The 24,736-nt window shown below is 74.0% G+C and carries 21 protein-coding genes and 1 pseudogene; 18 read left to right on the top strand and 4 right to left on the bottom strand.

Annotation, left to right across the window (positions count from 1 at the left end; genetic code table 11):
- The first annotated feature begins 8 nt into the window (after positions 1-8).
- The 4 genes from ABZ573_RS25645 (at position 9) to ABZ573_RS25660 (ending at position 2,814) form a co-directional block, all read left to right on the top strand.
- Entirely contained in the window at positions 9-551 is a 543-nt protein-coding gene (locus ABZ573_RS25645) for a DUF3180 domain-containing protein (RefSeq protein ID WP_132238636.1), read from the top strand.
- A 106-nt stretch (positions 552-657) separates the two neighbouring features.
- Entirely contained in the window at positions 658-1,887 is a 1,230-nt protein-coding gene (locus tag ABZ573_RS25650) for an ABC transporter permease (protein ID WP_358121513.1), read from the top strand.
- Positions 1,888-1,941: 54 nt separating this feature from the next.
- Entirely contained in the window at positions 1,942-2,256 is a 315-nt protein-coding gene (locus ABZ573_RS25655; protein WP_327029836.1) for a hypothetical protein, read from the top strand.
- Between the two features lie 60 nt (positions 2,257-2,316).
- A complete protein-coding gene (locus ABZ573_RS25660; protein WP_151456513.1) occupies positions 2,317-2,814 on the top strand; it encodes a hypothetical protein in 498 nt (165 codons plus the stop codon).
- Between the two features lie 12 nt (positions 2,815-2,826).
- Here ABZ573_RS25660 and ABZ573_RS25665 read toward each other — a convergent pair whose 3' ends face one another.
- Entirely contained in the window at positions 2,827-3,828 is a 1,002-nt protein-coding gene (locus ABZ573_RS25665; protein ID WP_151456514.1) for an ATP-binding cassette domain-containing protein, read from the bottom strand.
- Positions 3,829-3,830: 2 nt separating this feature from the next.
- On the opposite strand from ABZ573_RS25665, the gene ABZ573_RS25670 reads away from it, so the two are divergent.
- The 4 genes and pseudogenes from ABZ573_RS25670 (at position 3,831) to ABZ573_RS25685 (ending at position 8,551) form a co-directional block, all read left to right on the top strand.
- Positions 3,831-4,520, top strand: a complete 690-nt coding sequence (locus ABZ573_RS25670) for an ABC transporter permease (RefSeq protein WP_151456515.1) — start codon at positions 3,831-3,833, stop codon at positions 4,518-4,520.
- 114 nt (positions 4,521-4,634) lie between these two features.
- Positions 4,635-5,357 carry an ABC transporter permease subunit gene (locus ABZ573_RS25675; RefSeq protein WP_151456516.1) on the top strand — a complete coding sequence of 241 codons (723 nt, stop codon included), beginning with the start codon at positions 4,635-4,637 and terminating at the stop codon, positions 5,355-5,357.
- Between the two features lie 147 nt (positions 5,358-5,504).
- Positions 5,505-6,682: pseudogene (locus tag ABZ573_RS25680) on the top strand (glycine betaine ABC transporter substrate-binding protein).
- A 156-nt stretch (positions 6,683-6,838) separates the two neighbouring features.
- Positions 6,839-8,551 (top strand): hypothetical protein, encoded by a 1,713-nt coding sequence (locus ABZ573_RS25685; RefSeq protein WP_358121517.1) that lies wholly within the window; start codon positions 6,839-6,841, stop codon positions 8,549-8,551.
- Between the two features lie 70 nt (positions 8,552-8,621).
- Here ABZ573_RS25685 and ABZ573_RS25690 read toward each other — a convergent pair whose 3' ends face one another.
- Together ABZ573_RS25690 and ABZ573_RS25695 are read right to left on the bottom strand one after the other, a co-directional pair.
- Positions 8,622-9,791, bottom strand: a complete 1,170-nt coding sequence (locus ABZ573_RS25690; RefSeq protein WP_358121519.1) for an NADH-quinone oxidoreductase subunit D — start codon at positions 9,789-9,791, stop codon at positions 8,622-8,624.
- Positions 9,788-11,029, bottom strand: coding sequence for an SAM-dependent methyltransferase (locus tag ABZ573_RS25695; protein WP_358121535.1), 1,242 nt, complete (start codon positions 11,027-11,029; stop codon positions 9,788-9,790). Before ABZ573_RS25695 ends, ABZ573_RS25690 begins: the two co-directional genes overlap by 4 nt.
- A 225-nt stretch (positions 11,030-11,254) precedes the next feature.
- Here ABZ573_RS25695 and ABZ573_RS25700 point away from each other — a divergent pair, with 225 nt between their 5' ends.
- The 7 genes from ABZ573_RS25700 (at position 11,255) to ABZ573_RS25730 (ending at position 18,131) form a co-directional block, all read left to right on the top strand.
- Positions 11,255-12,208, top strand: coding sequence for a Rossmann-like and DUF2520 domain-containing protein (locus ABZ573_RS25700; RefSeq protein WP_358121521.1), 954 nt, complete (start codon positions 11,255-11,257; stop codon positions 12,206-12,208).
- A gap of 29 nt (positions 12,209-12,237) precedes the next feature.
- On the top strand, positions 12,238-13,086 hold the full coding sequence (gene panC / locus ABZ573_RS25705) for a pantoate--beta-alanine ligase (protein WP_151457734.1): 849 nt from the start codon (positions 12,238-12,240) through the stop codon (positions 13,084-13,086).
- 36 nt (positions 13,087-13,122) lie between these two features.
- Positions 13,123-13,551: an aspartate 1-decarboxylase gene (panD, locus tag ABZ573_RS25710; protein WP_151457733.1), complete on the top strand. Its 429-nt coding sequence runs from the start codon at positions 13,123-13,125 to the stop codon at positions 13,549-13,551.
- Between the two features lie 191 nt (positions 13,552-13,742).
- Positions 13,743-14,624 carry a septum formation family protein gene (locus ABZ573_RS25715; protein ID WP_358121537.1) on the top strand — a complete coding sequence of 294 codons (882 nt, stop codon included), beginning with the start codon at positions 13,743-13,745 and terminating at the stop codon, positions 14,622-14,624.
- A gap of 128 nt (positions 14,625-14,752) precedes the next feature.
- The gene (locus ABZ573_RS25720) at positions 14,753-16,447 is read left to right on the top strand and encodes an L-aspartate oxidase (protein WP_358121523.1); all 1,695 of its coding nucleotides are present in this window, start codon (positions 14,753-14,755) and stop codon (positions 16,445-16,447) included.
- Positions 16,444-17,340: a carboxylating nicotinate-nucleotide diphosphorylase gene (nadC, locus tag ABZ573_RS25725; protein ID WP_151456721.1), complete on the top strand. Its 897-nt coding sequence runs from the start codon at positions 16,444-16,446 to the stop codon at positions 17,338-17,340. Before ABZ573_RS25720 ends, nadC begins: the two co-directional genes overlap by 4 nt.
- A 32-nt stretch (positions 17,341-17,372) precedes the next feature.
- A complete protein-coding gene (locus tag ABZ573_RS25730; protein ID WP_151456720.1) occupies positions 17,373-18,131 on the top strand; it encodes a type III pantothenate kinase in 759 nt (252 codons plus the stop codon).
- Between the two features lie 13 nt (positions 18,132-18,144).
- On the opposite strand, the gene ABZ573_RS25735 is transcribed toward ABZ573_RS25730, so the two are convergent.
- Positions 18,145-18,885, bottom strand: coding sequence for a class I SAM-dependent methyltransferase (locus tag ABZ573_RS25735; RefSeq protein WP_358121526.1), 741 nt, complete (start codon positions 18,883-18,885; stop codon positions 18,145-18,147).
- Between the two features lie 91 nt (positions 18,886-18,976).
- On the opposite strand from ABZ573_RS25735, the gene lysS reads away from it, so the two are divergent.
- From lysS to ABZ573_RS25750, 3 genes are all read left to right on the top strand, one after another.
- Positions 18,977-20,485 (top strand): lysine--tRNA ligase, encoded by a 1,509-nt coding sequence (gene lysS / locus ABZ573_RS25740; protein WP_151456718.1) that lies wholly within the window; start codon positions 18,977-18,979, stop codon positions 20,483-20,485.
- A gap of 109 nt (positions 20,486-20,594) precedes the next feature.
- Positions 20,595-20,945 (top strand): Lsr2 family protein, encoded by a 351-nt coding sequence (locus tag ABZ573_RS25745; protein WP_165947879.1) that lies wholly within the window; start codon positions 20,595-20,597, stop codon positions 20,943-20,945.
- A gap of 461 nt (positions 20,946-21,406) precedes the next feature.
- Entirely contained in the window at positions 21,407-23,938 is a 2,532-nt protein-coding gene (locus tag ABZ573_RS25750) for an ATP-dependent Clp protease ATP-binding subunit (RefSeq protein WP_151456722.1), read from the top strand.
- Positions 23,939-24,736 lie beyond the last annotated feature (798 nt).

The raw sequence follows: 24,736 nt of genomic DNA on the forward strand, positions 1-24,736 counted from the left end.
CGGCCGGCATGACGCAGGCGCAGTCCCCGCGACCGGGCGGGACGGGCCCCGAGCGGTCCCGGATGGGCCCCACCCGGATCTCCACCCTGGTGGTGGCCGCCCTCGGCGCCGCCGCGGTGGCCTGGTTGCTGATCAGCACCCTCTACTACGACTACCTGCCGGAGCTGCCCTGGCTGCCGGTGGTCACGCTCGCCGCGCTGGCCGTGCTGGAGGCGTACGCCGCCGTGAACACCCGGGGGCGCATCGAGCGCAGGCCGGGCCGCGAGCCGGTCAATCCGCTGCTGGTGGCCCGGTTCGTGGTGCTCGCCAAGGCCTCCGCGCTGGCCGGCGCGATCTTCACCGGGTTCTACGCCGGGCTGACCGGTTGGCTCTTCGTGGAGCGTACCGACGCCGCGATGGGCGACCGGCCGATCGCCGGTGCCGGCCTGCTCGCCGGGTTGGCGCTGACGGGGGCGGCGCTCTGGCTGGAGCGCTCCTGCCGGGTTCCCGAGCAGGAGGACGACGAGGACCGCGAGCCCGGCGGCCGGGAGGGCCGCCCCGGCCCGCGCTGATCCCGGGGGGTTACGCCCGGCCTCCCGCGCGGGTACGGTGCCTGCGACCGGAGAGCAACGCCGCCCCGGTCCGCCCGCGCGTCGGGCCAGGCTGGACGGCGGCCACGTGGGAGGCGGCGTCATGCGGTACGACGAACCGGGGCGTGAGCCGTCCCCCGAGCCCTCGTCCGGCATCCCCGCCTCCGTCCTGGAGAACGTCTTCGACGACCCCGCGCACGGTGAGCCCGGCCGCGACCGGTTCGCCGTGCACGTCGTCTGGGAGCTGCTGCTCCTGGCGGCGTCGGTCGTCCTGGCGTACCTGCTCTGGCGGGAGGACCCGGCCGCGCTGCGCGGCGACGGGCTGCGTTCCCTGCTCCTCGACGCGGTCGTGCTCGGGTTGCTGGCGCTGGCCGCCGGGCTGACCCTGCGTACGGCCGCCGTGAACCTGGCCGTCGGCCCCGTGGCGGTCGCCGCCGCGCTGCACGTCGCCGAGCAGGGCGACCGGGGCGTCAGCGCCGCCGCCGGCCCGGCCCTGCTGGTCGCCGCGCTGGGCGGGATCGCCCTGGCGCTGGTCGTGGTGGTGCTGCACGTGCCCGGCTGGGCCGCGTCCCTCGCCGCCGCCGCCGGGGTGGTCGTGTACATCCAGCAGCGTTCGGCGTCGGTCCTGCCGCAGGGCGACTACGACCCGGAGCGCGGCGCGCTGCACCTCTTCGTCGGGTTCGCGGCCGTCGCGGTGCTCGGCGGTCTGTTCGGCTCGGTGCGGGCCGTCCGCCGGGTGGTCGGCCGGTTCCGCCCGGTCGTGGATCCCGCCCGCCGTCGGGGCGCGGTGGCGGCGGTGGTCACCTCCGGCGCGCTCGTCGGCTCCACGGTCCTGGCCGCGCTGGCCGGCATGCTGACGGCCAGCCGGGACGCCGCCCCGGTCGCGCCGGACCCGGGGCTGGACTGGACGGTGCTCGCGGTCGGCCTGGCGCTGCTCGCCGGCACCAGCGCCTACGGCCGGCGGGGCGGCGTCTTCGGCACCCTGCTGGCGGTCTGCCTGGTCACGGTCTTCTCCGCGTACGCGCAGGCGCGGGGCTGGACGGTGAGCCGGTGGGCGGTCGGCGCGGCGGCGCTCGGCGTCGGGCTGCTGGCCACCCGGCTGGTCGAGGCGTACGGGCGGCCGGCGACCGGCGCGGCGGCGGAACCGGTCCCCGCCGGGGACGGCCGGATCGGCACGGGCTGGACGGCGCCCCCGGCGGACCCGGTCGGCGACTGGCCGCCCGCCGTGCCGAGGCGGTCCCCCGAGAGCCCGGTGGACCCGTGGAGCGACCCCGGCTGGGAGAACGGTCCGCGCCGGTGGGACGCCGGCGAGCGGTGAGCCCGCGCCGCGTCCACCGGGCCGGGAGTGATCTCGCCGGTTAGGCTCGGCGGCATGACCGACACACCATCGTCCTCCGCCGGCCCGTCGTTCGAGGAACTCGACGCGCTGTCCACCGAGGAGCTGCGGGAGCGGGCGTTCGCGGTCGCCCGGGAGCGCCACGACGTGCGCTTCTTCTGGTCCGTGCTGCGGCACCTGCCGAACGCGGACGAGGCCGCCGTCCTCGACGGCGCGCCCAACTCGGTCGGGCCGACGATCGACGAGGCCGCGGCGCTGTGGCGCGAGCTGACCGGGCACGGCTACGAGGAGTCGGCGCCGCTGCTGCGGGCCGCGTTCATCGACTACCTGATGAAGCACCCGCGACGGTGACGGCGACCGCCGGCCCCAAGCAGGTTTGCCCGCCGCGGTCCGCCGGGAACTGAGCCGATCATGGCGCTCACCAACCCGTCACGCACCGGCGGTCGCTACGGGACGGCGGCGGGCACGGGCGCGCTCGCGGCGCTCCTCCTGGTCGCGGTCTGCGGCAGCCCGGCGTACGTCGGCTGGGCCGCCGGCACCGACCCGAACTCCGCCGGCGGCTGGTACCTGCAACTGCTCTCCTGGCCGGCGTGGCTCTTCAACGGTGACGGGGCGACCGGAAACCTGCTCGTGGCGAACCTGCGGGCCGTCCTGCTGGTCATCCTCGCGGCGCTCTTCCTCTACCTGCTGCCCACCTCGCAGGTGGCCCGGGTGCAGGGGTCGGGGACGCAGTTCTTCTCCGGCTGGGCCGCGTACGTCCTGGCCGGCGGCTTCGCCTCCCTGATCGCCGCCTTCCTCGGCCCGGAACCGTCGCTGCTCACGGCGATCCAGGCGGGCGGCGCCGGCGCGACCTACGGTTTCCTGTCCGGGTGGATCATCGGCGTGGCCAGCCTCGGCGGGCGCGCCTGACCGGGCTGCGCCTCACCGCTCGGGCGCGCCCAGTTCGAGCAGCCGCGCCCGGCTGAGCACGCCGACGGGCCGCCCCCCGTCGGTCACCACGACCCGGTCCGCGGCCGAGGTCAGCAGCACACCCAGCGCGTCGTACGCCGAGCCGCCGAGCGGGATCGTCGGCAGCTCGGCCACCCCGGTCTCGGGCAGCGGTTCGACGGCCTCGCCGGTGACGGGGGTGACCGCCAGCCGGCGGATGCCCCGGTCGGCGCCCACGAACTGCCGCACGAAGGGCGTGGCGGGCGCGCCGAGCACGGCGGCCGGGGTGTCGAACTGCTCGAGGCGCCCGCCCTCGGAGAGCACCGCGATCCGGTCGCCCAGCCGGACCGCCTCGTCCAGGTCGTGGGTGACCAGCACGATGGTCTTGCGCACCTCGGCCTGCAACCGGAGGAACTCCTCCTGCAACCGGGTCCGGGCGATCGGGTCGACGGCCGAGAACGGCTCGTCCATCAGCAGCACCACCGGGTCGGCGGCGAGGGCCCGGGCGACCCCGACCCGTTGCCGCTGACCGCCCGAGAGCTCGTGCGGGTAGCGGCGGCCGAACGTGGCCGGATCGAGCCCGACCAGTTCCAGCAGCTCGTCGACCCGGCTGCGGCTGCGCTGACGGGGCCAGCCGAGCAGCCGGGGCACGGTGGCGACGTTGGCGCTGACCGTCTGGTGCGGAAAGAGCCCGACGTTCTGGATCACGTAGCCGATCCGGCGGCGCAACCGGACCGGGTCGACCCGGGTGACGTCCTCGCCGCCGAGCAGGATCCGGCCGCCGGTCGGCTCGATGAGGCGGTTGACCATCCGGAGCACCGTGGACTTGCCGCAGCCCGACGGTCCGATCAGCACCGCCAGCTCGCCGGCCCTGATGTCCAGGCTCAGCTCGCGTACGGCCTCGGTGCCGTCCGGGTACTGCTTGCGGATGCCCTCGAGCGTGATCGACGCCGCGCGCGGTTCGGCGGGGGCGGTGCCCTCCGGGGTAACGTCCACACATGTCCTTCCGCCTGAGCTACCGGGCCGACCCGGGTAACCCGTGGTTCTCCTGGCAGTACGTGCGGGACAACTCTGACACGATCCTCGCTGCCGTGCGTGAGCACACCTCGCTGACCGCTCGCGCGGTGCTGATCGCCGCCCTGATCGCGCTGCCGTTGGCGGTGGCCGCCTACTGGTACCGCTCGCTCGCCGGGCCGGTCCTGGCCCTCACCGGGGTGCTCTACACGGTGCCGTCGCTGGCGCTCTTCGCGTTCGTCGCCCCCTACCTGGGCATCGGCGCGGCGACCGCGCTCAGCGTGGTGGTCCTCTACGCGCTCCTGGTGATCGTCCGCAACGCCGTCGCCGGGCTCAACCAGGTGCCCCCCGAGGTCCGCGAGGCGGCGGAGGGGATGGGGTACGGCCGCTGGGGCCGGCTGTTCCGGGTCGAGTTGCCGCTGGCACTGCCGGGCATCCTCACCGGGCTGCGGCTGGCGACCGTCTCCACGGTGGCCCTGGTGACCGTGGGCGTGGTGATCGGGCGCGGCGGCCTGGGGCAGCTCATCTTCGCCGGCTTCCAGAACAACTTCTACAAGGCGCAGATCATGACGGGGACGCTGCTCTGCGTCCTGCTCGCCCTGGTGCTCGACCTGGTCCTGGCCGGTGCGGGCCGGCTGCTGACCCCCTGGTTGAGAAGAAGGGCGGCTCGGTGAGCGCGAGGAACGCAGCGCAGCGGAGTCCCGCAGTCGCGAACGGAAGGCTGGCTCGGTGAGCGCGAGGAACGCAGCGCAGCGGAGTCCCGCAGTCGCGAACGGAAGGCTGGCTCCGTGAATCCGGTCGAGGCGGCGGTGGTCTGGCTCAACGATCCGCTGAACTGGACGAACCCGGGTGGCGTCCTGGAGCGGCTCGGCGAGCACCTGTCGATGTCGGCGGCGGCGGTGGCGCTCGGCTGCCTGGTCGCCTGGCCGATCGGGCTCTGGCTCGGGCACACCGGCCGGGGCGGCGGCCTGGTGGTGCTGGTGTCCAACGTGTCGCTCGCTATCCCCACGCTCGCCCTGCTCACCATCCTGCCGCTGACCTTCCTCGGTTTCGGCCGGCCGTCGGTGGTGGTCGCGCTGGCCGTCTTCGCCGTGCCGCCGCTGCTGGCCAACGCGTACACGGGGGTGCGGCAGGCCGATCCGGAGGCCCGGGACGCGGCGCGCGGGATGGGCTTCTCGGGGTGGCAGTTGCTGCGCCGCGTCGAGCTGCCGCTGGCGGTGCCCTACCTGGCGGCCGGGTTCCGCACGGCGGCGGTGCAGGTGGTGGCGACCGCCGCGTTGGCGTCCTTCGTCAACGGCGGCGGACTGGGCCAGATCATCCGGGCGGGCTTCGGCCTGGACATCGCCGCCGGCGGCGGCCAGATCATCGCCGGCGGCGTGCTGGTGGCCGGGCTTGCCATGCTGCTGGAACTGGTGCTGGCCCTGGTCGAGCGGCTGGTCACGCCGCGCCCGCTGCGGGCGGACCGCCGTCGGGCGCGCCGCCGGGCGGCGCAGGCCGTGGCCGGCGGCTGAGCGTCGGCCGCCCACCCGGATTCCCGCGCCGGGTGGGTTGCGTGGCCGTACCCGCCACCGTTGCGCGGGGACCGGAACGCCTGGACGCCACGGACCCTGGAACACCTCGATGACGGGGTGGCGCGGCTGACTTCCGGTGACGATCCGGTGACAAACCTCGCCTCGGGTTGTCGGTCCCGCGTGGAAGATGTTGGGGTGGGAAACCGGGCGGCCGCAACGCGAGCCGCCCGTGGGACACAGCGGGCGGCCGGACGGAGATCGCCCGTCGGACACGCGGCCGGCCCGGCAGGGTCGCGCCGGGACACGGAAGGCGGGCACTGATGCGCGCTCGTACACGCCTGGCCGTCGGTGCGGTGGGAGCCCTCGCCGCGGCGGGGCTGCTGACCGGCTGCGGCGACGCCGGCTCCTCCGGCACGGACGCCCCGGAGCAGGCGGCCTCGGGCGCCGGCTGCGCGCCGGTCGCCGGTGACCAGCTCGTCGTCCTCGACGACGACAAGAAGCTCCAGAACACCGACAACGTCATTCCGGCGGTCAACGCCGACGCGGCCAACCCGCAGTTGATCGCGGCGCTGGACAAGGTCTCGGCCGCGCTCGACACGCCGAAGCTGATCCAGTTGAACAAGGCCGTCGACGTCGACCGCAAGACGGCCCAGAAGGCGGCCGAGGAGTTCGCGGCGGCCAACGGCGTCACCGCGGGCATCGCCAAGGGCCCCGGTGGGCAGATCGTGATCGGCGCGGCCAACTTCACGGAGAACCAGATCCTGGCCGAGCTCTACAAGATCGCCCTGACGGCCGCCGGCTACGACGCCAAGGTGCAGCAGATCGGCAACCGCGAGCTCTACGAGCCGGCCCTGGAGAAGGGCGAGATCCAGGTCGTCCCGGAGTACGCGGCGACCATGGCCGAGTTCCTCAACACCAAGGCCAACGGCAAGGACGCCCAGCCGGTGTCGTCGCCGGAGCTGGAGAAGACCGTCGCGGCGCTCAAGGCGGCCGGCGACAAGGCGGGCCTCGTCTTCGGCACGCCCGCCGCCGCGCAGGACCAGAACGCCTTCGCCGTGACGAAGGCGTTCGCCGACAAGTACGGCGTCAGTACGCTCTCCGAGCTGGCCGCTAAGTGCTCGGGCCAGGCCACGGTGCTGGCCGGGCCGCCGGAGTGCCCGCAGCGGCCGAAGTGCCAGGCGGGGCTCGTCCAGGTCTACGACTTCAAGGCCGGCTCGTTCAGCTCGCTGGACCAGGGCGGCCCGCAGACCAAGAACGCGCTGAAGACCGGGGCCGCGAGCGTGGGCCTGGTGTTCTCCTCGGACGGCGCACTGGCCGTCGGCTGATGCCCGACCGGCCGCCGGTGGCCCCGTGCCACCGGCGGCCGACGGGCGGCCGCCGCGGTCAGCGGTCGACGGCGCGTGGGGCGATCGGCGGCGAAGATGCCGGATGCCCCGTTCACCCTTTCCCGGGCGGGGCAGCTCTCGGTAGGCTCCGGACCCATGCCAGCCCCGGTCGCCCCCGCCGACAAGCGCAGTCCGTCACTGCTTACCGTGCTCTTCTGGATCGGTGTCGCCCTGGCGCCGGTGGCGGCGTTGATCCTGCTCGTCGCCGACGGCAACGGCCCGCTGCGGTTCGCCGCCGTGCTGGCCATCCTGGCCGTCGTCCTGATCGGCCTGTCGATCGCGTTGCGCGCCGACGGTGCGGGCCCGGCCCGCACCGACGAGCTGCTGGACGAGATCGAGGAACTCCGCCGCGAGTTGCGCGGGGAGATCGTGGCCGCCGCCCAACGCGGCAACCAGGCGCTCGACCACGCCCAGCGGGCGCAGGACGAGGTCGCCGCGCTGCGTCGGCGGCTGGACGCGAGCAGCGCCGCGCTGGCCGGCGTCGACGCCCCGGCCGGCGCCGGCCGGGCGCGGGCGTCCGTCGACGACGCGGTCCCCGGCCGCCGGCAGGTGCCGGACCAGGACGACGCGGTGCACCGCCGGGGACGCGCGGACCGGGACGACGAGGAGCCCGCCGGCAGGCCGCAGCCGACTCCGCGTGCCGCGCGGCCCGTGGCCGCCCCGGCCGCCGGGTACGGCACGGACGGGCCGGCCCCGGGCACGGCCGGTGGGTACGGCCCGGACCGGCCGGCCGCCGGCGGAACGGCCGGGGTGTACGGGGCGGCCCGGCCGGCGGAGCCGACGAGCCAGCCTTCGGCCCGTTCGCTCGGGGTGGTGCGGCACACCGAGACCGTGCACGTCACCACCCGGCACACCATCGTGGACGGCGCCGCGTCCGTCCCCGGTGACCGAGGGGCCCGCTACGGCGGCGGGTACGCGGGACGCTGGTCGCCGGAGCAGGAGGAGCGGCCGTGGCCGGGTGAGCCGGACGACCGTTCCTGGGCCGGTCACGGGCGCGGCGAACCGGACGACCGGTCCCGTCACGACGACCGGTCCCGTCACGACGACCGGTCCCGTCACGACGACCGGTCCCGTCACGACGACCGACCACGCCGGGAAGACGACGTGTCGCGGCCGGGCCCCGGGGCTGCCCGGGACGACCGGCCCCGGCCCGCCCAGCCCGGCGGCCGGGAGCGGTCCGGCGAGCGCGACGAGCGGGAGTGGCCGGGGCGGCACGACGAGCGCGGACAGCAGCGGGCCGACCCGGGTCGGGGCGGCGCGGGGGCACCGGGCTGGGATGCGCCGGTCGAAGCGCGCGGGCACGGCCGGGCGTACCCGCCGGACGAGGCGGGGGCGGAGAGCGGGGAGTACTGGTCGCAGTTGCGCGCCGGGGACCGGTGGGCGGCCGTGCGCGACGACGACCGGGGCCGGGAGCTGCGGGTCGGGGAGCGGCGTGCCGAGGTGCACGCGGACGCCACCGGCACCGAGTACCGGGTCGCGGACCGCTGGGCGTCGGTCCGGCGGGACGAGCCGCGCCGGGGCCCGGACCGGGCGGACGACGGGTGGCGCGGCGGCTGGTCGGAGCCGGACGGCGCCCCGGCCCTGCCGGCCGGCGGGGTGCCGGTGCCCGACGAGTGGCGTGCGCCCCGTCAGCGGGGACAGCAGCCCGAGGCGCGGCACGACGCCGGTCAGCCCGAGGCGCACCGCACCCGTCGGGCGGAGCCCGAGCCGCAGCGGTACGGCCGGCGGCAGGAGGAGCCCTACGGCTACCCGCCGCAGGACGACGAGCCCCGCGCGGGCGGCGCCCGCAACGCCGACCGCTGGCGCTGACCCCGGACGGCGGTTCCGACCGGCAGCCGCCGCGCCGCCCGCCGCGACCGGACGGGCGTACGCGGCCGGGTCACTTGTCGATGTCGCCGACCACGAAGAACATCGAGCCGAGGATGGCGATCAGGTCCGGTACCAGGCAGCCGGGGAGCAGGGTGGCCAGCGCCTGCACGTTCGCGTACGACGCGGTGCGCAGCTTCAGTCGCCACGGCGTCTTCTCGCCCCGGGAGACCAGGTAGTAGCCGTTGATGCCGAGCGGGTTCTCGGTCCAGGCGTAGGTGTGCCCCTCGGGGGCCTTGAGCACCTTCGGCAGTCGGGTGTTGACCGGCCCGGTGAGCTGGTCCACCCGGTCCAGGCACTGCTCGGCGAGGTCGAGCGAGGCGTACACCTGGTCGAGCAGCACCTCGAAGCGGGCGTGGCAGTCCCCGGCGGTCTTCGTCACCACCGGCACGTCCAGCTGGTCGTAGGCCAGGTAGGGCTCGTCGCGGCGCAGGTCCAGGTCGAGGCCGGAGGCCCGGGCGACGGGCCCGGACGCGCCGAACGCGGCGGCGTCCGCCGCGGAGAGCACCCCGACGCCGACCGTACGGGCCAGGAAGATGTCGTTGCGCCGGATGAGGTTGTCCAGGTCCGGCATCCGCCGGCGGACCTCGGCGATGGCGGCCCGCGCCCGGCCGGTCCAGCCGGCGGGGATCTCCTCCTTGAGCCCACCGACCCGGTTGAACATGTAGTGGATCCGGCCGCCGGAGACCTCCTCCATGACCGCCTGGATGGTCTCCCGTTCGCGGAACGCGTAGAACATCGGCGTGATCGCGCCGATCTCCAGCGGGTAGGAGCCGAGGAACATCAGGTGGTTGAGCACCCGGTTCAGCTCCGCGAGGGCCATCCGCAGCCAGGTGGCCCGCTCCGGCACCTCCATGCCCATCAGCCGTTCGACGGCGAGCACCACGCCCAGCTCGTTGGAGAAGGCCGAGAGCCAGTCGTGCCGGTTGGCCAGCACGATGATCTGTCGGTAATCGCGGACCTCGAAGAGCTTCTCGGCGCCCCGGTGCATGTAGCCGACGATCGGCTCGCAGGCCACCACCCGCTCGCCGTCGAGCACCAGCCTGAGCCGGAGCACGCCGTGCGTGGAGGGGTGCTGCGGCCCGATGTTGAGCACCATGTCGGTGCCGAGCTGATCGCCGCCGGCCCCGGTGCCGACGGTCAGCTCGCGGAGGTCGCCAGCGTCCGTGGTCATGGACGTCATCGTGCCATGAACCGCGCGGGGTCGACGCCGACCGGTTGCCGCAGCCACCAGTGCCCGCCCAACCCGGCCGGGTCGGTCAGCTCGGCCACCGCCGACGCGGCGGCGAGCGCCCGCACGTACCCGGCCGGGTCGCTGGCGGCCAGGCTGAGCGGGGGTCGGCCGCCGTCGGCCCCGAGCGCCCGCAGCGCCTCCCGCTGCGACACCAGGTCGTACGCGCACCGCGCGACCCGGGCGCCGGCGGAGGCGACCGAGTCGACGGCGACGTGCGCGGTGACGTCGCGGCTCCCGTCCGGCACCGGGGGCACCTGCCGCCCGCCCCGGTACCCGGTCAACGTCCCGTCCACGGGCCGGCCGTCCCGCAGGTGCCCGTAGTCCACCGCCAGCGCCAGCCCCCGGTCGAGCTTTCCCACCGCCTCGGCCCAGGCCTCGTCGCGCGTCCGGCCGATCTCGGCTCTGACTGCTGTCAGGGGTTCCAGGCGGTCGCTCCGGGCGGTCAGGTTTGATCCCTCCGCCGATCGGGCCGTCCGGAGCCCCGACCCGGCCGGGCCGGTCCCGTCGATGCCGGCCACCGGCACCGGCCACCACCGGGTGAGCCAGTCCGCGTCGGCGGGGTCGACCGGGTCACCGACGGTCTCCGCGCCGGTGGCCGGGTCGACCAACAGGTAGCGCCACCCTTCGGCGGTGTGCACCGTCACGTCGAGCGGCACGTTGTCCAGCCACTCGGTGGCCATCAGCAGCCCGGTGATCCCGTCGGGAATCTCGTCGAGCCAGTCGATCCCGTCGGGCAGGTCGGCTGGTCGGGGAGCCTTCTCGACCGCGGTGAGGCGTACCCGGGAGGCGAGCGGAACCGACGCGGAGGGCGCGGGACCGGCGGCCGGCGGGCCGGAAGAGGCCGAGGGCCGGGCGGCGGCCGGGGGAGTCGAGGTTGCCGGGGAGCCCGTCCGCGGAGGGATCAAGCCTGACCGCCAGGAGCGGGCGGGCTCCCCGGCAACCCCCAGCGCGGCGGAGAGCGCACGCAGCAACTCGCCCCGGCCCGCCCCTACGTCCACGACGCGGAGGTCGGTGGGGTGGCCGAGGGTGGCGTCGACCTGCTCGACGAGCCGCAGCAGCGCGTCGGCGAAGGCCGGAGACGCGTGCACGCTGGTGCGGAAGTGGCCGGCGGGGCCCGACCCGGAGACGAAGAAGCCGCCCGGCCCGTAGAGGGACCGTTCCATCGCGTCCCGCCAGCGCTCCGGCATCAGTTCGTTCCTCCCGAGCTGCCTGTCCTGCCCGCCACCGGCCGGCCGTACGGCGTGCGTCACCGGCCCGACCCTACGGTCAGCCGGTCGGAGCGGACGTTCCATCCCCGGGTGTGCCGCCGGTGCCGCCGGTGAACGTTTTCACACATCCTTGTCCCGCTTCCGTAACCCCGGCGCATACTTGCCATCGACCGGTACCCCTTCTCGAGGACTGGATCGTCGCCCATGAGCGCACCCCCGCGCCCGCGTTCGGCCGCCCCCCACGGGGCCGCCGTACCGCCGGCTGCCACCCCCCGTCTCCTCACCGTCGGCGTCGTCGGCTCCGGCCGGGTCGGCACCGTGCTGGGCGCCGCACTCGCCGCCGCCGGCCACCGGGTCGTCGCCCTCACGGCCGGCTCCGGCGCCTCCCGGGCCCGGGCCGCGCTGCTGCTTCCCGACGTGCCCCGCCGCTCCGCCGCCGCCGTGGCGCGGGCGGCCATTGACCTGCTGCTGGTCGCCGTGCCCGACGACGCGCTCGCCGGGGTGGTCGCCGCCCTGGCCGACGGCGGCGCGCTGCGCCCCGGCCAGGTGGTCGCGCACACCTCGGGCGCGCACGGGCTGGCCGTGCTCGCCCCCGCCGCCGCGGCGGGCGCCCGCCCGCTCGCCCTGCACCCCGCGATGACCTTCACCGGTACGCCGGACGACCTGGCCCGGCTGGCCGGCATCTCGTACGGGGTGACCGCCCCGGCGGAGCTGCGCCCCCTGGCCGCCCGGCTGGTCGCCGACCTCGGCGGGGTGCCGGAGTGGGTCGGCGAGGCGGACCGGCCGCTCTACCACGCGGCGCTGGCGCACGGCGCCAACCACCTGGTGACCCTGGTCAACGAGGCGGCCGACCGGCTGCGCGACGCCGGGGTGGCCCAGCCGGAGAAGGTGCTCGCCCCGCTGCTGCGGGCCGCCCTGGAGAACGCGCTGCGCCTCGGCGACGACGCGCTGACCGGGCCGGTGTCCCGGGGCGACGCCGGCACGGTCGAGCGCCACCTGGCGCGGCTCGCCGCGACTGCCCCCGAGTCGGTGGCGCCCTACCTGGCCCTGGCCCGACGTACGGCCGACCGGGCCATCGCCGCGGGCCGGTTGCGGCCGGTCGACGCGGAGTCGCTGCTCGGCGTGCTCGCCGGCGACCGGCGCGAGGTGGCGGCGTGACCGGGCCGACGGTGGACGGAGGGGGACAGGTGACGGAACTGGTGCACACCCGCGCCGAGCTTGCGGCGGCGCGCGACGGGCTCAAGGGCACCGTGGGCGTCGTGATGACCATGGGCGCGCTGCACTCCGGGCACGAGACGCTGCTGCGGGCGGCCCGGGAGCGCGCCGACCACGTGCTCGTCACGATCTTCGTCAACCCGTTGCAGTTCGGCCCGAACGAGGACTTCGACCGCTACCCGCGCACCCTCGACGCCGACCTGGAGATCTGCCGGCGGGCGGGCGCGGACGTGGTCTTCGCCCCCGCCGTGGCGGACATGTACCCGGACGGCCAGCCCCGGGTGCGGGTCAACCCGGGCCCGCTGGGGGAGGACCTGGAGGGGCAGAGCCGCCCCGGGTTCTTCCACGGGGTGCTCACCGTGGTGCTGAAGCTGCTCCAGCTCACCCGCGCCGACCTGACGTTCTTCGGCGAGAAGGACTACCAGCAGCTGACCCTGGTGCGGCGGATGGCCCGGGACCTCGACGTGCCGGTCGAGGTGGTCGGCGTGCCGACCGTACGGGAGCCGGACGGGCTGGCCCTGTCCAGCCGCAACCGCTACCTGTCCCCGGCCGAGCGGGAGGCCGCGCTGAGCCTGTCCGCGGCGCTGCGGGCCGGGGCCGCGGCCGCCGACGAGGGCGGTGACGCGGGGGCGGTGCTCGCCGCCGCGCACGCGGCCTTCGGCGCCGGTACGCCCGGCGCGCGCCTCGACTACCTGGTGCTCACCGACCCGGACCTGGAACCGGGGCCGGTCTCCGGGCCGGCGCGGCTGCTCGTGGCCGCCTGGGTGGGCGCCACCCGGTTGATCGACAACGCGGCGATCCGGCTCGCCCCCCGTTCCTGAACCCCGCCCCCGCCACCTTCCGCGAAAGGCATCCCGATGCTGCGCACCATGCTCAAGTCGAAGATCCACCGGGCCACGGTGACCCAGGCCGACCTGCACTACGTCGGCTCGGTGACCGTCGACGAGGACCTGCTCGACGCCGCCGACCTGATCCCCGGCGAGCAGGTGGCGATCGTGGACATCACCAACGGGGCGCGGCTGGAGACGTACGTGATCCCGGGCGAGCGGGGCAGCGGCGTGATCGGCATCAACGGCGCCGCCGCCCACCTGGTGCACCCGGGAGACCTGGTCATCCTCATCTCGTACGGGCAGATGGACGACGCCGAGGCCCGCGCCTACCGGCCGCGGGTCGTACACGTCGACGCCGACAACCGGGTCGTCGAGCTGAACGCCGACCCGACCACCGCCGCACCCGGCACCGCCGGCGCCCCGATCCCCAATCCCCTCGCCGCCGCCGCCGTCTGACCCGCCCGTTCCCGCCTCCGCCCGCTCCTCCGGCGGCATTCTGTGGGCTTTCGTGCCCTTCGTGACCGCAGGACCCTGGCGGTGCGGGAAGCGACCGCGCGTGCGGTCTGTCACCGGAAGGTCATCCCTGGGTAGTCTGGTTGCCCGTCGAGAGACGCGGGTGGCTGGGGGAGGCCGCTGTGCGCCGTGCGATGACCACCCTGCTCGCTGCCGTCGCCACGGCCGCGCTCCTGGCCGGCTGCGCCGACGCCGGCGGGCTGGACGGTGACCTGGTCGACGACTGGGCGGCCCCGCCCGCCGCAGGGCCCTTCAACCCGGCCGCCGGGGTGTGCCAGGTCGCCGACTTCGTCGACGTGGTGACCCTGGCGGCGTACGCGCCGGTGGACTGCGCCGCGCCGCACCGGGTCGAGACCGTGCACGTGGGCGCCTTCCCGGCCGGGCGGCCCGCCCCGCCGCCGGGCGGCTCGGCCGAGCTGCGGGGCGCCTTCGCCGACTGCGACGCCCGGGCGACCGGTCACGTGGGCGCCGACTGGCGGGCGGGGCGGCTGCGGCTGGCGGTGGCGGTGCCGTCCGGGGCGGGCTGGACGGCGGGTGCCCGCTGGTACCGGTGCGACCTGACCGAGGTGAGCACCGTCGAGGCCGCCGCCACGGTGGTGGTCCGCACCGGCAGCCTCCGGGACGCGCTGCGCGGGCCGTCCCCGCTACGCCTCGGCTGCCAGCAGGCCCGCTCCCGGGGCGGGTCGGTGCGGACGCTGCTCCCGGTCGACTGCGCTGCCCGGCACGACGCCGAGTTCGTCGGGGTGTGGCGGGCGCCCGACCGCCCGTACCCGACCCGGGCCGCCGACTGGGCTCCGCTGTACGCCGGTTGCCGCTCGGTGCTCAGCCGCTACGTGGGGGTGCCCGACGACGCCGACCTGCGCTTCCGCAGCGGGGTGGTGGTCCGTCCGCCGGGAGCGGGCCGGTGGCGCGTCGGCGACCGGGGCGTCCGCTGCTACCTCTGGCTCGACGACCGTACGGTGACCGGCTCGCTGCGGGGCGCGGGCCCGGCGGCCCTCCCGGTCCGGACGCGGTAGCGCGCCGGCCCACGCAGGCGGCCCCACGCGTGGCACCGGCCGGCCTGCCCGGCTCGGGACCCCATGGCCCAAACCACTCGTCCCGCCCCCGCCGCCCCCCGCGAGGACCCTTCGGGTTGACTGTGGGTATGGACCTTCCGACCGTCGACCTGCCGGCGCTGCCCAGACTGCTGGCCGCCCCCGCGCCCGGCTGGGTGGAGACCACCGACGTGATCGTGGTCGGTTCCGGGGTGGCGGGCCTGACCGCCGCGCTGCACCTGCGCGAGGCGGGGCTGCACGTCACCGTGGTGACCAAGGTCGACATAGACGAGGGGTCGACCCGCTGGGCGCAGGGCGGCATCGCCGCCGTGCTCGACCCGCAGGACACACCGACCGCGCACGCCTCGGACACCGAGATCGCCGGCGTGGGGCTCTGCGACCCGGCGGCGGTGCGGGTGCTGGTCGAGGAGGGCCCCACCCGGCTGCGCGAGCTGATGCGGATCGGGGCGGAGTTCGACCGCAACCCGGACGGCTCGCTGATGCTGACCCGGGAGGGCGGGCACCGGGCCGACCGGATCGTGCACGCCGGCGGCGACGCCACCGGGGCCGAGGTGCAACGCGCCCTGCACGCCGCCGTGCGCCGCGACCCGTGGATCCGGCTGGTGGAGCACGCCCTGGTGCTGGACCTGCTGCGCGCCCCCGGGGACTCCCCGGAGGGGCTCGGCCAGGCCTGCGGCATCACCCTGCACGTGCTCGGCGAGGGCAGCGAGGACGGCGTGGGCGCCATCCTGGGCCGGGCGGTCGTCCTGGCCACCGGCGGGATGGGCCAGATCTACGCGGCCACCACCAACCCGGCCGTGTCGACCGGGGACGGGGTGGCCCTCGCGATGCGGGCCGGCGCGGCGGTGACCGACGTGGAGTTCGTCCAGTTCCACCCGACCGCGCTGATCACCCCGGCCGGCGCCGGCGTGCCCGGCGCCGGGCACGCCCAGCAGCCGCTGGTCTCCGAGGCGTTGCGCGGCGAGGGCGCCCACCTGGTCGACGGCGACGGCAAGCGGTTCATGGTCGGGCAGCACGAGCTGGCCGAGCTGGCGCCCCGGGACGTGGTGGCCAAGGGCATCCACCGGGTCCTGCTGGCCACCGGCGCGGACCACGTCTTCCTCGACGCCCGGCACCTGGGCGGTGACTTCCTGGCCCGGCGCTTCCCGACCATCGTCGCGTCCTGCCTGGCCATCGGGGTCGACCCGGGGACCGACCTGATCCCGGTCGCCCCTGCCGCCCACTACGCCTCCGGCGGCGTCCGCACGGACCTGCGCGGGCGTACCTCCATCCCCGGGCTGTACGCGTGCGGCGAGGTCGCCTGCACCGGCGTGCACGGCGCGAACCGGCTGGCCAGCAACTCGCTGCTGGAGGGGCTGGTCTTCTCCCGGCGGATCGCCGAGGACATCGCGGCCGGGCTGCCCGAGCAGGCCCAGCCGGCGGCGACGGGCGCCTGGGTGGGCGGCGAGGGCTGGGTGGTGCCGGCCGAGGCGACGCCGACGCTGCAACGGGCGATGACCCGGGGCGCGGGCGTGCTCCGCTCGGCGGAGACCCTCGCCGGGACCGCCGGCGTGCTGACCGGGCTCGGCGAGGGCCGGGGCCGGCCCCGGACGGCCGACTGGGAGGCGACGAACCTGATCACCGTGGCGTCGGCGCTGGTCGCCGCTGCGTACGCCCGCCGGGAGACCCGGGGCTGCCACTGGCGGGAGGACTTCCCGACGGCCGACGAGCGGTGGCACGGCCACCTGGTCGGCGCGGTCGGGGCGCAGGGCCGGCTGACGCAAACGTGGGAGGGAACCCGATGACGGAGTCGACGGAACGGGCACTGCGGGACGCCGGCCTGGATCCGGCGCAGGTGCGGCGGACGGTCGAGGCCGCGCTCGCCGAGGACCTGGGCCCGGATCTCCTGGACGTCACCAGCGTCGCCACCATCCCGGCCGGGCAGACCGACACGGCCGACCTGGTGGCCCGCGCCGACGGCGTGGTGGCCGGGCTGGCCGTGGCGGCGGCCGTGTTCGAGCTGGTCGGCGAGGCGACCGGCGCCGGTCGTACGGTCGAGGTGTCGGTGGTGGCCCGCGACGGCGAGCGGGTGGCGCGCGGCGACGTGCTGGCCACGGTGACCGGCCCCACCCGGCTGCTGCTGACCGCCGAGCGCACGGCGCTCAACCTGCTCTGCCGGATGTCCGGGGTGGCCACCCACACCCGGGCCTGGGCGGACGCCCTGGCCGGCACCAAGGCGATGGTGCTGGACACCCGCAAGACGACCCCGGGCCTGCGCGCCCTGGAGAAGTACGCGGTCCGCGCGGGCGGCGGCACGAACAAGCGGATGGGCCTGCACGACGTCGCGATGATCAAGGACAACCACAAGTTCGCGGCGGGCGGCATCACGGCGGCCTTCCGCCGGGTCCGGGAGACCTTCCCGGACGTGCCCGTGCAGGTCGAGGTGGACACGGTCACCGAGGCGGTGGAGGCGGTCGAGGCCGGGGCGGACTTCCTGCTGCTGGACAACATGACCCCGGAGATGCTCACCGAGGTGGCCGCCCTGGTGGGGGACCGGGCGGAGCTGGAGGCGACCGGCGGGCTGACCCTCGACGTGGCGGCGCGGTACGCGGCGACCGGCGTCGACTTCCTGTCGGTCGGGGCCCTGACGCACTCCTCGCCGATCCTCGACATCGCCATGGACCTGCGCACCGCGTGAACCGGCGGCCGGGCGTTGTCTAGGCTGCGAGCGTGCTGCTCTGCATCGACATCGGAAACACCAACACCGTGCTGGCGACCTTCGACGGCGACAAGCTGGTGCACTCCTGGCGGATCAAGACCGATGCGCGGGCGACGGCCGACGAGCTGGGCCTGAAGTTCCGGGGCCTGCTCGCCGCGGACGCCGTCGAGATCACCGGGGTCGCGGCCTGCTCCACGGTCCCGGCCGCGCTGCGCTCGCTGCGCAACATGCTCGCCCGTTACTACGCGGACCTGCCGAGCGTGATCGTCGAGCCCGGCGTGCGCACGGGGGTGCAGCTCGCCATCGACAACCCCAAGGAGGTGGGCGCCGACCGGGTGGTGAACACCCTGGCCGCGTACACCCTCTACGGCGGGCCGTCGATCGTGGTGGACTTCGGCACCACCACCAACTTCGACGTGATCAGCGCCCGGGGCGAGTTCCTCGGCGGCGCCTTCGCCCCGGGCATCGAGATCTCCTTCGACGCGCTCGCCGCCCGGGCCGCCCAGCTGCGCAAGGTGGAGGCGGCCAAGCCCCGCTCGGTGATCGGCAAGAACACCGTCGAGTGCCTCCAGTCCGGCCTCTACTTCGGCTTCGCCGGGCAGGTGGACCGGATCGTCGAGCGGATGATCGAGGAGATCGGCGAGGTGAGCGCGGTGATCGCCACGGGCGGGCTGGCCTCGCTGGTGATCAACGAGTGCCACACGATCACCCACCACGAGCCGATGATCACCCTGATCGGCCTGCGGATGGTCTACGAGCGCAACCTATGAGCGTGGCGGTGGCTCAGCGGCGTCGGGCGCGGAAGACGAACGTGCGGTAGGGGAGTTCGACGGACTCCCGACCGGCCAGGTCGGGGTGGCTCGCGAAGAGTTCGCCGAGTTCCCGGTCGATCCTGTCCTGTTCGTCGATGGACGCGGTCAGCCAGAAGGAGCGGGTGTGCAGCATCGCGACCACCTCGTCGGGGGTGAGCGTCGTGGTGTGGGCGAATTCCCCCAGCTCCGTCGGCTCGAAGGCGGAGCCGAAGTCGCCGTACTTCTCCACCACGCTGCCCGCGTTGTCGCCGAGGTGGGCGATCCGGCTCAACTCGGCGACCCAGTCGACGCGCTCGTCCCGGGTGTTCCAGATCGGGGCGAACGTCCCGCCAGGCCGGAGCAGCCGGGCGACCTCGGCGTGCGCCCGCTCCCGGTCGAACCAGTGGTACGCCTGCCCGACGAGCACCGCGTCGGCCGTGCCGTCGGGCATCGGCACCGCCTCGGCGCTGCCGGCCAGGGCAGTCGTGCCCGGGGTGGCTAACTCCAGTTGGGCGCGCATCGCGGGGTCCGGCTCCACGGGCACCACCTCGTGGCCGAGAGCGAGCACGCCCCGGGTGAGGATGCCGGTGCCGGCGCCCAGGTCGGCGACGCGGGCGGGCGCCTCCACCCCGGCGAGCGCCCACCGCAGGGCGGCCTCCGGATAGCGGGGTCGAAACCGGTCGTACTCGCGTGCGGCGACCCCGAACGACAGGGCGGGAGTGGGGTCCGTCATGGCGGGCAGGTTATCCCGTAACGCCTCGCTGGGGCCTTGAGTACGCTCGGGGCCTGACCCCGCCCGAAATCTCCTTCTGAGGAAGCGTGCCGTGACCGAGCAGAACCCCGTGCCAGTCGATCCCGCCGACGACCTTCCCGAGCAGATGAAGGTCCGCCGGGAGAAGCGGGACCGGATGCTCGCCGAGGGCGTCGAGCCGTACCCCATCGGATTCCCCCGGACCAGCACGCTGGCCGAGATCCGCGAGAAGTACGCCGAGCTGCCCACCGACACCGCCACGGGGGACCAGGTCTCGGTCACCGGCCGGGTGATCTTCGTACGCAACACGGGCAAGCTCTGCTTCGCCACCCTGCGGGACGGCGACGGCACGGAGTTGCAGGCCATGCTCTCCCTCGACCGGGTCGGCCCCGACCGGCTGAACGACTGGAAGCGCCTGGTCGACCTCGGTGACCTCGTCGGCGTGACCGGCGAGGTGATCACCAGCCGGCGCGGCGAGCTTTCCGTGCTGGTCGAGCAGTGGGCGGTGACGGCGAAGGCGCTCCGCCCGCTGCCGGTGGCGCACAAGCCGCTGAGCGAGGAGGCGCGGGTCCGGCAGCGCTACGTGGACCTGATCGTCCGGCCGCAGGCCCGCCAGATGGTGCGTACCCGGGCCACGACCGTGCGCAGCCTGCGCGAGACGCTGCACGGCCGGGACTTCATCGAGGTGGAGACTCCGATGCTCCAGCTGCTGCACGGCGGCGCGGCGGCCCGGCCATTCGTGACCCACAGCAATGCGCTCAGCACCGATCTGTATCTGCGAATCGCGCCGGAACTGTTTCTCAAGCGGGCCGTCGTCGGCGGCGTCGACCGGGTCTTCGAGATCAACCGCAACTTCCGTAATGAGGGTGTCGACTCTTCGCACTCGCCCGAGTTCGCGATGCTCGAGGCATACGAGGCGTACGGCGACTACGACACCATGGCCGAGCTGACCCGGAATCTCGTGCAGCAGGCGGCGATCGCCGTCAGCGGCTCGACCGTGGTGACGCACGCCGACGGCCGGGAGTTCGATCTGGGCGGCGAGTGGCCCTCGGTGACCCTCTTCGGGGTGCTTTCCGAGGCGCTCGGCGAGGAGGTCACGGCACGCACCGAGCGCGCCCGCCTGGTGGAGTACGCCGACAAGGTCGGTTTGGCGGTCGACCCGAAGTGGGGGCCGGGCAAGCTGGCGGAGGAACTGTTCGAGGAGCTGGTGGTGCCGAGCCTCCAGGCGCCCACCTTCGTCCGCGACTACCCGGAGGAGACGAGCCCGCTGACCCGGGCGCACCGCAGCGAGCCCGGGCTGGCCGAGAAGTGGGACCTCTACGTGCTCGGTTTCGAGCTGGGGACCGCGTACTCCGAGCTGGTGGACCCGGTGGTGCAGCGGGAGCGGCTGGTGGCCCAGGCCCAGCTCGGCGCCCGCGGCGACGACGAGGCCATGCGGCTGGACGAGGACTTTCTCCGGGCGATGGAGTACGGAATGCCGCCGGCCGGGGGTATGGGAATGGGAATCGACCGGCTCTTGATGGCGCTCACCGGCCTGGGAATTCGGGAAACCATCCTCTTCCCCCTGGTTCGCCCGGAGTAGCCGCGCATCTCCACCGGGTCGTTACCGCATCCTATTGACGCGGCAAGCGCCGCGCGGGTTATTGTGCTTACAGTTTGCAGGAGCACCCTGCTCGAAAGGAATGTGGGACGTGGCCAAGCAGATCATTCATAAGCTGGTCGATGACCTGGACGGCGGGGACGCTGACGAGACGGTCAAGTTCGCGCTCGACGGCGTTCAGTACGAGATCGACCTGTCTAGCTCCAACGCCGAGAAATTGCGCGACGTATTCGCCTCGTACATCGCCCACGGCACCAAGGTGGGCAGGGGCGGCGTCGTCGTCGGCGGCCGGGCCGCGCGCGGCCGGGGTGGCGCCACCGCCGACCGGGAGCAGAACAAGGCGATCCGCGCCTGGGCCAAGAAGGCCGGCAAGGACATCTCCGACCGGGGTCGGATCCCCCAGGAGATCGTCGACGAGTACCACGCGAAGGCCGGTCACTGACCGGGACCGCCGACGGGCGACACCGAAGCCGGGCCGGAGCACGACTCCGGGCCGGCGTCGCCGTATCCGCCCGGGGTCGCGTCCGAGGGGGAAGAATTCCGTCCCGACGGTCGTTGTCCACAGCCGGTGGAGAGTCTGTCCACAGCCTGTGGACAACTCCCGAACGGCTCGGATCCGGGCCGCGTCGGCACCGGCGCGACCCGCACGACGGGTCCGGGACCGGGGTCGAATTTCGCTCTGCGCGTACAGGCAGGGGTACCGGAACACCCCCTGAGCGCGGACGGTTGTGCAAAACGACGCGTACACGGCTTCCGACGGGGACACACGACCTCAGCGGAGTCGGTCCGCGGCGATAGAGTAAGGAGGCACGGACGCCCGTCCCGGTCGTCCGCGCACCGGCCCCGCCACGACTTCTTGACCATCAAGATCGAGTGCGCACGGCACGTGAGGAGCACGAGGGCATGTTCGAGCGGTTCACCGACCGAGCGCGACGGGTTGTCGTCCTGGCCCAAGAAGAGGCCCGGATGCTCAACCACAACTACATCGGTACGGAACACATCCTGCTGGGCCTGATCCACGAGGGTGAGGGCGTCGCCGCCAAGGCTCTGGAGAGCCTCGGCATCTCCCTGGAGGGTGTGCGGCAGCAGGTCGAGGAGATCATCGGCCAGGGTCAGCAGGCGCCGAGCGGGCACATCCCGTTCACGCCGCGGGCCAAGAAGGTGCTGGAGCTGTCGCTGCGCGAGGCGCTGCAGCTCGGCCACAACTACATCGGCACGGAGCACATCCTGCTCGGCCTGATCCGCGAGGGCGAGGGCGTCGCCGCCCAGGTGCTGGTCAAGCTCGGCGCCGACCTCAACCGGGTCCGCCAGCAGGTGATCCAGCTGCTCTCCGGCTACCAGGGCAAGGAGCCGGCCGCGGCGGGCGCCACGCCGGGCGAGGCCGCGCCGTCCACCAGCCTCGTGCTGGACCAGTTCGGCCGCAACCTGACCCAGGCCGCCCGCGAGGGCAAGCTCGACCCGGTCATCGGGCGCGAGAAGGAAATCGAGCGGGTCATGCAGGTGCTCTCCCGCCGCACCAAGAACAACCCGGTCCTGATCGGTGAGCCCGGCGTCGGCAAGACCGCCGTGGTGGAGGGGCTGTCCCAGAAGATCATCAAGGGCGAGGTGCCCGAGACGCTGAAGGACAAGCAGCTCTACACGCTCGACCTCGGTGCCCTGGTCGCCGGTTCCCGCTACCGCGGTGACTTCGAGGAGCGCCTCAAGAAGGTGCTCAAGGAGATCCGCACCCGCGGCGACATCATCCTCTTCATCGACGAGATCCACACCCTGGTCGGCGCGGGTGCCGCCGAGGGCGCGATCGACGCGGCGAGCATCCTCAAGCCGATGCTGGCCCGTGGCGAGCTGCAGACCATCGGCGCGACCACGCTCGACGAATACCGCAAGCACCTGGAGAAGGACGCCGCCCTCGAGCGCCGCTTCCAGCCGATCCAGGTGGGTGAGCCGTCGCTGGCCCACACCATCGAGATCCTCAAGGGCCTGCGCGACCGCTACGAGGCGCACCACCGGGTCAGCATCACCGACGCGGCTCTCGTGGCCGCCGCGACGCTGGCCGACCGGTACATCTCCGACCGCTTCCTGCCGGACAAGGCGATCGACCTGATCGACGAGGCCGGCGCCCGGATGCGGATCCGCCGGATGACCGCGCCGCCGGACCTGCGCGACTTCGACGAGCGCATCGCCCAGGTGCGTCGCGACAAGGAGTCCGCGATCGACGCGCAGGACTTCGAGCGCGCCGCCCAGCTGCGCGACAAGGAGAAGCAGCTCCTCGGCCAGAAGGCCCAGCGGGAGAAGGAGTGGAAGGCCGGTGACCTGGACGTCGTCAGCGAGGTCGACGACGAGCAGATCGCCGAGGTGCTCGGCAACTGGACCGGCATCCCGGTCTACAAGCTGACCGAGGAGGAGACCTCGCGCCTGCTGCGCATGGAGGACGAGCTGCACAAGCGCGTCATCGGCCAGGAGGACGCGGTCAAGGCGGTCTCGAAGGCGATCCGGCGTACCCGGGCCGGCCTGAAGGACCCGAAGCGTCCGTCGGGCTCGTTCATCTTCGCCGGCCCGTCCGGTGTCGGTAAGACCGAGCTCTCCAAGGCGCTCGCCGAGTTCCTGTTCGGCAGCGAGGACGCCCTCATCCAGCTGGACATGTCCGAGTTCCACGACCGCTACACGGTCTCCCGGCTGGTGGGTGCCCCTCCCGGCTACGTCGGCTACGACGAGGGCGGCCAGCTGACCGAGAAGGTGCGGCGTCGGCCGTTCTCGGTGGTCCTCTTCGACGAGATCGAGAAGGCCCACCCGGACGTGTTCAACACGCTGCTCCAGATCCTCGAGGACGGTCGGCTCACCGACGGTCAGGGCCGGATCGTGGACTTCAAGAACACGGTCATCATCCTGACCACCAACCTGGGCACCCGCGACGTCGCCAAGGCGGTCTCGCTCGGTTTCCAGGCGTCGGAGGACTCCGAGTCCAACTACGACCGGATGAAGCAGAAGGTCAACGACGAGCTCAAGCAGCACTTCCGGCCTGAGTTCCTCAACCGGATCGACGACACCATCGTCTTCCATCAGCTGCGCCAGCTGGAGATCCTGTCGATCGTCGACATCATGATCCAGCGGATCGAGGGCCAGCTGCGGAACAAGGACATGGGTCTGGAGCTGACCGACAACGCCAAGAAGTACCTGGCGAAGAAGGGCTTCGACCCGGTCCTCGGTGCGCGTCCGCTGCGTCGCACGATCCAGCGCGACATCGAGGACAACCTGTCCGAGCGGATCCTCTTCAACGAGCTGATCCCGGGTCAGATCGTGGTGGTGGACTGCGAGGGCGATCCGGAGGACATCGACAAGTCCAAGCTCATCTTCACGGGCGCGGACCGGCCGGCCACCGTGCCGGACGCCGTCCCGGCCGACCTCGGTGGCACCGCCGCCGCAGGCGCGGACGAGTAGGACCGAAACAGCACGAGGGCGGCGGCCCGGTGGCACCAGCCACCGGGCCGCCGCCTTCTTTCCACCCACCCCCGCTCACCCGCCCCCCACACCCCCGCCCGCCCCGGGCCCGGCCACCCCCGCCACCCCTGCCCGCGGCTACCCTCGCCACCCCCTGCCCGCGCCGATCATGCAGTGGTGGTGCCGGGTAAGTACCCATTCAGGCGTTTTACGCACCACCACACCTGCATGATCGCCCACCGTCAACGCCGCCGTGACCGACGTCCACGCCGGCGTCCCCGACTGAGGCGTCCGGTCGTCGGTAGCGTCGGCGAGTGCCGGGCGGGCTCCGGAAGCTCCGGCAGGTGACGGCCCGGCGCACGGCGCGCTCGGCGGAAGTGACGGCCGGTCTGGGGCGCGCGTCCGGTTCGTGGCGGCGTCGGTGGCGGGGACGATCAGATCATCGTCCGTTTCGTGGCGTTTCATGGTGGCCGACGCCACGGATGCGGTGGGCATGGGTCGGGGGGCCGGGTCGTTGTAACCACCGTGAGCGTGTAACCCCGGGCCCCACCCCTGAGCCCTCCGGGATGGCCGGGGTCGCCGGTCGGAATGCCGGCCGGGCCCGTGTCGTTACATCCCCGGACGCGCCTCACCCCTCGTCGAGGGCGTACCTGGTTCGACCTTTCCTCAGCCCGCGACGCCACCCGTCCCCCGCGGTGTGTGTCGCGTACCCCCGATCGAAAGGTGCTGCCATCATGCGTACCGACATCCTGCGTAAGACCGCTCTGACCGCTGCCGGGCTCGCCTTCACCGGCGGCG

The sequence above is a fragment of the Micromonospora sp. NPDC007220 genome, from assembly GCF_040634035.1.
Lineage (GTDB): Bacteria > Actinomycetota > Actinomycetes > Mycobacteriales > Micromonosporaceae > Micromonospora > Micromonospora reichwaldensis.